The sequence below is a fragment of the uncultured Salegentibacter sp. genome, assembly GCF_963972535.1.
Lineage (GTDB): Bacteria > Bacteroidota > Bacteroidia > Flavobacteriales > Flavobacteriaceae > Salegentibacter.
This window is the reverse complement of sequence record NZ_CAXAVR010000112.1, coordinates 1-7,818: the sequence shown is the minus strand read 5'-3', so window position 1 is coordinate 7,818 and position 7,818 is coordinate 1. Positions and strand designations below refer to the sequence as shown.

The following is a 7,818-nucleotide window of genomic DNA, read 5'->3' as shown; positions in this document are numbered from 1 at the left end:
GATATTACAGCTTCGGGAAATATTGAAAACCTAATGGGCTTTTTGTTTACTGAACAAAATTTAAAAGGAAATTTCAATGTAAATTCTAATGTTTTTGCCATCAACGATTTTATGATCGCTAATACCAAAAATCAATCTCAGAGCGAAACCAAACCAGAAGATACTCCCGGAGAAATTTCTACTCCGGATACTAATGAGGCCGTAAAAATTCCATCGTTTTTAGATACTGAAATTGCGTTTAATGTAAACACGGTAATCTATGATAACCTTGAACTTAAAAACGCAAAGGGAACAATAATTCTGCGAGATGAAACCGCTACTTTACAAAATATCACTACCGATATCTTTGGCGGAAATATCAATTTAGCAGGAAATGTTTCTACTAAAGGAAGCACACCAACTTTTGATATGGACCTGGCGCTAAACGCACTCAATATCGCAGAATCTTTTAACGGATTGGAGATGTTACAGGGCCTCGCACCGGTAGCGCAGGCTTTACAGGGTAAATTACAGACCAGCCTTAAGTTAAACGGTAATTTAAATAACGATCTTACTCCGCAATTATCAACCCTTGCCGGTAATGCACTGGCTGAAATACTAACAGCAGAAGTAAACCCTGAAAAACTTGCTTTACTTTCACGTTTAGACCAGCATTTAGACATTATAAATTTAAAGGATATTGACCTGGACAAACTTAAAACACGTTTGACCTTTAATGATGGAATGGTGCAAATTGAACCCTTTAATTTTGATGTAAAGGGAGTAAATGTTGAAGTTTCCGGGGGCCACGGCTTTGATATGAATATGAACTACAACCTAAGTCTCGATGTGCCTGCAAGAATGCTGGGAAGCCAGGTGGGTAATGCGCTTAGCAGATTAAGTGGAGATGAACTTAAAAATATGGTAGTAGCGCTACCAATAGGTTTAAAAGGAACTTTTCAAAATCCGCAGATAAATATAAATATGGAACAGGCGGTTAGTAATCTTACTCAGAAAATTGTTGCCAAACAAAAAGAAAACCTCAAAGAACGCGGGCAGGATGCAATTAGAGATATTATTAACAAGCAAACCGGCGGAAATCAAAAGCCACAAAATGATAGCATTACTTCTCAGGATTCTATACAAATCCAAACTCCAAAAACTGACCAAACCCCAAAAAGTCAGGAAGAGCAGGTTAAAGATGCTGCCCGAAATATTTTAGGCGGAATTCTGAAAAACAGAACCCAGAAAAAGGATACGACAAGCAATTAAAAAATTAAACCCTCACAGATTTTCAGTAATTTCAGAAATCTGTGAGGTTTATTATATTATATCTTCAGGAATAAACTTTTCTAAATGTTAGATGCTGAAATAAATTCAGCATGACGTGCTTTCCCAGCTTTAATAAATTAAAGCACACCCAACTCCACCACAAAACCTTCGTGGGCGCGAACGTTAAAAACGGTGCCGTCTTCAAAAATCAAATACTGGCCTTTTATTCCTTTTAAAACTCCTTCGTAGAATGGGTTTTTACCAAGATTAAGCGTCTTTATTTTCTTAGGAAATTCCAATACTGGAAAATCAATTTCCAGTTCCTTTCTATCAGCCAGGTAATATTCTTTTGCTTCTTCCGGAATAAAATCCTTTAGCTTATCGCGTTCTTCAGCCAAATTAAGATCCAAAACCTCGTTGGTCAACATTTTTCGCCAATTGGTTTTATCAGAAACGTGGCTTTTTAAGGCTACTTCAGTAATTCCCGCGAGATATCTATTGGGCACCTCAACAATTTCAATGGCTTCGTGCGCTCCCTGGTCTATCCAACGGGTGGGAATTTGCGTTTTTCGGGTTACCCCAACTTTTACATTGCTAGAATTTGCTAAATAAACTACATGAGGTTGTAATTGCGCTTCTTTTTCAAAATCCAGGTCACGATCTTCTTCATCTAAATGTGCTTTACTAAGTTCGGGACTCATAATCCAATCCCCCGCTTGTGGGATAGAAGTAAAACAATCGTAACAATACCCCTGACGAAAGATTTTCTTTTGCAATCCACAATTCAAACACTGAAATCGAAGAAAATTAAGGCTTATTTTCTTCCCGAGAATCTGGTTCATATTAATAAAATCGTCCTCAAAAATGAGGTAATATTGCACCTTATCGGTGATCTCGGTTCTCATTTTTCTAAACACCCCTTCGTATCTCATCTTTTTTTCCCTATTTTTAACCGAAGTTGATTTGTAAGCTTCGAAGTTTAAATTAATTTTAGCCAGCCAAACAGCTGAAGCATTGTCAGCGATAAAGATATAAAGAATAATGCCAATTCCATTAGTAAACTCCATTGCTTCGTGGTTTCTCAAGAAGCGAATTCATCAAATGGAGTTGTTTATAAAATACCCCCACGAAGTTCAGGACGAGCTACTTAGACATTTGCTTTCTAAAGCAAAAAATACCGAAATTGGCAAAAAATATGGCTTTTCAGAAATTAAAAACCACAGCCAGTTTGCGAGCCGGGTTCCTATTCAGCAATATGAAGATTACCAGGCTTGCATAGAACGCAGCCGGCAGGGAGAAACGAATATTTTTTGGCCTACGCCTATAAAATGGTTTGCAAAATCCAGCGGGACCACCAGCGCAAAAAGCAAGTTTATTCCTGTTAGTGAAGACTCCCTGGAGCATTGTCATTATAACGCAGGCAAAGATTTGCTTTGCATGTATTTAAATAACAATCCTCAATCCCAGTTATTTACGGGAAAGAGTTTAAGGTTAGGTGGCAGTAAAGAGATCTACAAAAATAACGGTACGGCTTACGGCGATCTTTCGGCGATTTTAATTGCCAACATGCCATTTTGGGCAGAATTTAGCAGCACGCCCAGCAACGAGGTTTCCCTTATGAACGATTGGGAAGTGAAAATGCAGGCTATTGTAAATGAAACCATTAAAGAAAATGTGACCAGCCTGGCCGGTGTACCCAGTTGGATGCTGGTTTTACTGAATAATATTTTAGAAACCACAGGAAAAGAAAATCTATTTGAGGTGTGGCCTCACTTAGAAGTTTATTTTCACGGCGGGGTAAGTTTTGATCCTTATGCACCGCAATATCAAAAGATATTACCCAAGGAAGATTTCAGGTTTTATGAGATCTATAATGCTTCGGAAGGATTTTTTGCCTGCCAGGACCAGAATGATTCCAAAGAATTATTGTTAATGCTGGATTACGGAGTTTACTATGAGTTTATTCCTATGGATAGCTACGGCAGTGAAAATGAAAAAGCAATTCCCCTGGCCGAAGTTGAAACCGGGAAAAATTATGCGGTGGTAATAACCACAAATGCAGGTTTATGGCGCTATAAGATAGGCGATACCGTTAAGTTCACTTCTACCAGTCCTTATCGCATAAAAGTAACCGGAAGAACCAAGCACCATATTAATGTTTTTGGGGAAGAATTAATTATTGAGAATGCTGAAGCAGCTTTAAAAAAGACTTCTTTAGTTACCAATTGCGAAATTGTAGATTATACCGCAGCGCCTGTTTTTATGGAAGGCAAAGAAAAAGGTGCGCACGAGTGGATTATTGAATTTAAAAATCCGCCACGGGATTTTGAGAAATTCAAATACGAACTCGATTTGGCATTGCAACATGTAAACAGCGATTATGAAGCAAAACGTTATAATAATATGACGCTGAATATGCCTAAAATTCACCAGGCACGCGAAAAATTATTTTACGATTGGCTTAAGAAAAATGATAAACTGGGCGGGCAGCATAAAATTCCTAGACTTTCTAATTCCAGAAGTTATGTTGAAGAATTGTTGGGAATGAATTATTTGTAATACAAAGATATACAGCTCCCCTCCTTTTAAAAAGAGGGGAACGAATTCAGCTTTAGCTGAAGAAAGGGGTGGTTAAAGATTGAATTTTTAAAATAGAATTTTTAAAAATCACCCCTCTTACCTGCGGCCACCTCCCCTTGAAAAAAAGTGAGGAGCTCTTTTATTTTATATCAACTTATTATCTTTTCAGTGTAAAATTGGCGCCAAAATGATCGTTGGCACCATCTTTTTCAAATTCAACTCTAAACCAATAATCGTCTGCGGGCAAGGTTCTACCATTGTAGGTGCCGTCCCAGCCTGCGCCTCCGGGAGTTAACTCTTTAATCAGTTTTCCATAGCGGTCAAAAACATAGAGTTTTTTAATCCGAATTTCAGCAGTATTTTCAATATTCCAGGTATCGTTATAACCATCAGAATTTGGAGTAAAAAAACGGGGATAACCAACCAGGTAGAATTCTTCAGAAGTTGTAATTCCGCAGCCATTAATTTCTCTGGCACTAATGGTATGATTTCCTTGGTCTAAATTCCTAAAAACTGCACTTTCCTGCCAATTACCGTTATCGGCACGATATTCATAAGTGGTTTCATCTCCTGGCCCAGGAATTGCTTCGGCACTAATTATATAACCGCCGGTAAAATCACTTCCTTCAATCTCTACCTCCACAGTTTCCGGGCGGGAATAAAGAAGTAAAGTAGTGTTAAATTCTATAGAACAGCCGGAGCGATTATCGGTCACAATAAGACTTACACTATTAAAATTTGGAGTTACAGCAAAATTCAACACCGCTTCGGTACTAATTGTATTCCCCCCCGCTATCCACTCGTAAGTATAATCGGCACCTAGATCTTCGCCTATTCCCTGGTTATCTAATACAGTCCCGTCTAAATCTACACAGATCACGCTTTCTTCCGGCAGAAAGTTTTCCGGCACAAAAGTTAATTCTACATTGAAAATAACCTCGTTTGAAAGACAGCCACTTTCTATTCCTTCTACCTGAGCAACAATTTCCCGGGACTCTTCTACCGGGAATGCAGTGGGATTAGAAATAGGATTTTCAGCTTCAAGCTCTTGGATAGATTCATAAAAATTCACCCTGTAATTTTCTTCAGCGGTATTTCCATTAAGAATTTCGACTGAGGCAGCACTTAAATCTATAGCGGTTCGAATGGGATCACAGATGTAAAGATCTGCCGGGACAGAAGCTACGGGCTCACTATAAAACGTAACTTCAATTTCATCTTCATCAGCCTGTCCCGTAATATTTTCATATACAATCACCTTATAACGTCCAGAATTTGATATGGTTAAGGTAGGATCTTCTTCATTGGCAATTATCTCAAAGTTGTTTGTGGTGTTATCAAACCTAAACCATTCGTAGCGCTCTACCCCATCTGTAGTAGCATCTAAAGTTGTTTCATCTTGTCCGCATAGAAACCTGTCTGGCCCCAACACTTCGTCTAAAATCCCACAATCTGTAGAACCGGAATTAGCCTGATCTGAATTTGTTTGCCGTAAACTTATAAAGCCGGGTAATTCTTCATAATTAGTAATTAAAACCACGTAAACCTGTCCTTCCTCAGCATTTGGGATAAACATTTGTTCTACGGTATCGGGTTCGTAACTGCAGTCTACAATATTTAGTTCGCTTAAAGAATCGTCTGTACAATAATCTTCAGTACGGTCAAAAGGTCCCCACACAATAAAATCTACATCGTACTGCGAACCACCGCCATCTTCATTTTGAAATTGAGAAATATCAAACCGAAGATTTCCGGCTTCTTCTACCTGCAAATAAAACCAGGCAGGATAAGGTTGCGAAAGCAAACAACCATAATCTGGTCCCGGTTGCCCATTTACAATATTGCTGTTTGTTGTATTAGAATTAGGAAAAACAAGTTCCTCGTCTCCGGCGCAAAAGGGATCTAGATTTTCACAAGAACTACCCTGGCCAAAAACACTAAAACTCCCGTAAAGAAGAATTATACAAAAAAGAAGTAGGGTTTCTTGTTTCATAATAAGTTCTAGAAGTTACAAAATAACAAATATCTATTTAAACCCCGGCTTTTATGATTACATAAAAACCTATTAAATATGTATCTTTGCAAGCCAAACAATCGGTTTACGACTATTATTGTAAAAACGGTATGAAAATAGATAAAATTTTGAATGAAATTGATGAGCAGGGAGATGCCCACGTAGGCAGCAGTGCAGAAACCCCTATTCGTGAAGATGCTTTTGAATTGAGCGATATTGAAAAAGTAGCGCTCATCAATAAAGATGTAAAACATATTATGGAAACTTTAGGCCTGGATCTTACCGATGACAGCCTAAAAGGAACTCCACAACGTGTGGCAAAAATGTTTGTAAATGAGATTTTTGCAGGATTAGATCCTGAAAAAAAACCTATTGCATCTACTTTTGAAAACAAGTATAAATATGGCGAAATGCTGGTAGAAAAAAACATAACCGTTTATTCTACCTGTGAGCACCATTTACTTCCTATAGTTGGAAAAGCCCACGTAGCCTATATTTCTAAAGGTCGCGTTATTGGACTGTCAAAAATGAACCGAATTGTAGATTATTTCGCAAAACGACCACAGGTACAGGAAAGAATGACGATGCAAATTGTTCAGGAATTACAAAAAGCCCTGGGTACTCCAGATGTTGCTTGTGTTGTTGATGCCAAGCACCTTTGCGTAAACAGCCGCGGAATTAGAGATATAGACAGTAGCACCGTAACCAGTGAATTTGGCGGGGCTTTCAAAGAAAAATCTGTAAAAAGAGAATTTCTTGACTATATAAAATTAGACACTACTTTTTAAAAATTTCTATTTTTTAATAACCAACAACTAACTATCTATGGCGCTATACCAGGAACAAAGCTTGAAAATGTACAATTCTATGACGGGGGAAAAGGAAGTCTTTAAACCCATAAACGAAGGAAACGTTGGAATGTATGTTTGCGGCCCTACTGTTTACAGTAATGTTCATTTAGGTAATTGCCGAACTTTTATCTCTTTTGATCTTGTTTTTCGTTACCTGAAGCATTTGGGCTATAAAGTAAGATATGTTAGGAATATAACCGATGCCGGTCACCTTGAAAATGATGCCGATAGCGGGGAAGATAGAATTGCTAAAAAAGCACGTTTAGAACAAATAGAACCTATGGAAGTGGTACAACGCTACACCATAGATTTTCATAATATCCTGCAGAAATTCAATAACCTGCCACCGAGTATAGAGCCTACGGCTACCGGCCATATTGTTGAGCAAATTGAGATCATTAAAACTATAATCGAAAAAGGATTTGCCTACGAGGTAAATGGATCGGTTTATTTTGATGTAAAGAAATTCAATGAAACCAACCATTATGGTAAGCTAAGCGGAAGGGATATTGATAATATGATCGCAAACACCCGAGAACTTGCTGCACAAAGCGATAAGAAGAATCCGCAGGATTTTGCGCTTTGGAAAAAAGCCGAACCACAACATATAATGCGCTGGCCTTCGCCCTGGAGCGATGGTTTCCCGGGTTGGCATTTAGAGTGCACCGTGATGAGTACAAAATATTTAGGCGAAGAATTTGATATTCACGGCGGCGGAATGGATCTAAAATTCCCACACCACGAATGTGAAATTGCCCAGGGTGAAGCCGCTACCGGCAAAAACCCCGTTCATTACTGGTTACACGCCAATATGCTTACTTTAAACGGTAAGAAAATGGCAAAAAGTACCGGCAATAATATTCTTCCCGAAGAAATTTTCTCCGGAAATAACGATGTTTTAGATAAACCATTTTCACCAAATGTGACTCGTTTTTTTATGCTTCAGGCGAATTACCGTAGCATCCTGGATTTTTCAGATGAAGCATTAAAAGCAAGCGAAAAAGGTTTTAACCGATTGATGGATGCTTACCATGCTATAGATGAGCTTTCGGTTTCAGACAAATCCAGCGTAGATATTAAGAGCTGGAAACAGTCTTGCTACGATGCGATGAACGATGATTT

General features: G+C 38.4%; 6 protein-coding genes. 4 read left to right on the top strand and 2 right to left on the bottom strand.

What is annotated here, in order from left to right:
- Nucleotides 1-1,251, top strand: a 1,251-nt coding sequence (locus AACZ30_RS11555; protein WP_339649489.1) for an AsmA-like C-terminal region-containing protein, incomplete at its 5' end; no start/stop codon positions are given.
- A gap of 137 nt (nucleotides 1,252-1,388) precedes the next feature.
- Here AACZ30_RS11555 and AACZ30_RS11550 read toward each other — a convergent pair.
- Nucleotides 1,389-2,183, bottom strand: coding sequence for a DUF2797 domain-containing protein (locus tag AACZ30_RS11550; protein WP_339649490.1), 795 nt, complete (start codon nucleotides 2,181-2,183; stop codon nucleotides 1,389-1,391).
- Nucleotides 2,184-2,292: 109 nt separating this feature from the next.
- On the opposite strand from AACZ30_RS11550, the gene AACZ30_RS11545 reads away from it, so the two are divergent.
- Nucleotides 2,293-3,810, top strand: coding sequence for a GH3 auxin-responsive promoter family protein (locus AACZ30_RS11545; protein ID WP_339649487.1), 1,518 nt, complete (start codon nucleotides 2,293-2,295; stop codon nucleotides 3,808-3,810).
- A 178-nt stretch (nucleotides 3,811-3,988) separates the two neighbouring features.
- Here the strand turns inward: AACZ30_RS11545 and AACZ30_RS11540 are convergent, their stop codons facing one another.
- The gene (locus AACZ30_RS11540) at nucleotides 3,989-5,824 is read right to left on the bottom strand and encodes a T9SS type B sorting domain-containing protein (RefSeq protein WP_339649486.1); all 1,836 of its coding nucleotides are present in this window, start codon (nucleotides 5,822-5,824) and stop codon (nucleotides 3,989-3,991) included.
- A gap of 131 nt (nucleotides 5,825-5,955) precedes the next feature.
- On the opposite strand from AACZ30_RS11540, the gene folE reads away from it, so the two are divergent.
- Nucleotides 5,956-6,633 carry a GTP cyclohydrolase I FolE gene (folE, locus tag AACZ30_RS11535; protein ID WP_075324874.1) on the top strand — a complete coding sequence of 226 codons (678 nt, stop codon included), beginning with the start codon at nucleotides 5,956-5,958 and terminating at the stop codon, nucleotides 6,631-6,633.
- 37 nt (nucleotides 6,634-6,670) lie between these two features.
- Nucleotides 6,671-7,818 (top strand): cysteine--tRNA ligase (gene cysS / locus AACZ30_RS11530; protein WP_339649483.1); only part of this gene is annotated, 1,148 nt, incomplete at its 3' end.

What these genes read in the sequence shown, in the direction of transcription:
- AACZ30_RS11550 (WP_339649490.1), bottom strand. Translation starts at nt 2,183, where the DNA reads ATGAGATACGAAGGGGTGTTTAGAAAAATGAGAACCGAGATCACCGAT.
- AACZ30_RS11540 (WP_339649486.1), bottom strand. Translation starts at nt 5,824, where the DNA reads ATGAAACAAGAAACCCTACTTCTTTTTTGTATAATTCTTCTTTACGGG.
- folE (WP_075324874.1), top strand. Translation starts at nt 5,956, where the DNA reads ATGAAAATAGATAAAATTTTGAATGAAATTGATGAGCAGGGAGATGCC.
- AACZ30_RS11545 (WP_339649487.1), top strand. Translation starts at nt 2,293, where the DNA reads ATGCCAATTCCATTAGTAAACTCCATTGCTTCGTGGTTTCTCAAGAAG.